General features: G+C 62.9%; 1 protein-coding gene. It reads left to right on the top strand.

Annotated features, from left to right (window positions below; all coding sequences use genetic code 11):
• Window positions 1–979: DUF4942 domain-containing protein (locus AC1DY5_RS56985; protein ID WP_478122933.1), on the top strand; the 979-nt coding region annotated here is incomplete at both ends.

The following is a 979-nucleotide window of genomic DNA, read 5'->3' as shown; positions in this document are numbered from 1 at the left end:
CCGACGTGCCCGCCGCGATCTCCGTGCTCGATGCGGGCTACTGGTCGAAGGCCCTCTCGCTCACCGACGTGCTGGACTGCATGCCGCAATCCCGACGCGATGAATGGAATGCGGCCATCTCGGATCGCAAGACGCCACCGTTCACCGAGGAAGCCGTCCGCCCGACCATCGATGATCTGCTCGCGTCACGCCACAAGTTCTTCTGCGAACGGGTCGATGGCATCTTCCGCGGTCTCTCCGGCGCTCACGTGACGAACCAGCCACAGGGTTTTTCGAAGCGGATGATCCTCGCGTACGTGCTCGACGATCACGGCTCGCCAAATCACCGGCGCGCCGGAGTGATCAACGACCTGCGATCCGTGGTTGCCACGTTCATGGGCCGTCCCGGCCTGAAGCACTACGAGACAAGCGAGGTCATTCGAAGCATCGTTCGAACGAGGATCTTCGGCGAATGGCACGACATCGACGGCGGCGCGATTCGCATCCGAATCTACAAAGGCGTTGGGACCGCCCACCTTGAGATTCACCCAGAGATCTCCTACCGCCTCAATTGCGTGCTTGCCAGTCTCTATCCGGCAGCGATCCCAGCCCAGTTTCGCGCCCGGCCGAAATCGAAGCCCAAAGCCTTCACGCTCATGGAGCGCCCCCTTCCCTTCGCGGTGCTGCGGCTGCTGGATGCCGGCGCGGTGCAAGTCGCGACCGAGGGGAACGCGTGGATCTTCTCGCCGCGCTATGGCCACGACGAGGGCAAGCATGCGCAGCACGAGCTCGAAAAGGTGCTGGAGGCCATCGGTGGCGCGCCTGCGAAGTACGGGTTCCGATTCGATTTCAATCCCCGCGCGGTGCTCGACAAGATCATCATTTCCGGCTGTCTGCCGGACGAAGCCTCACACCAGTTCTATCCGAGCCCTGAATCCGTGGCCACTGCCGCGCTGGACATGCTGGACGCTGACATGGATGACCCGGCCCTCACCTACCT

The organism is Variovorax sp. P4_D9 (assembly GCF_056401695.1).
This window is presented reverse-complemented; position numbering and strand designations above follow the sequence as displayed.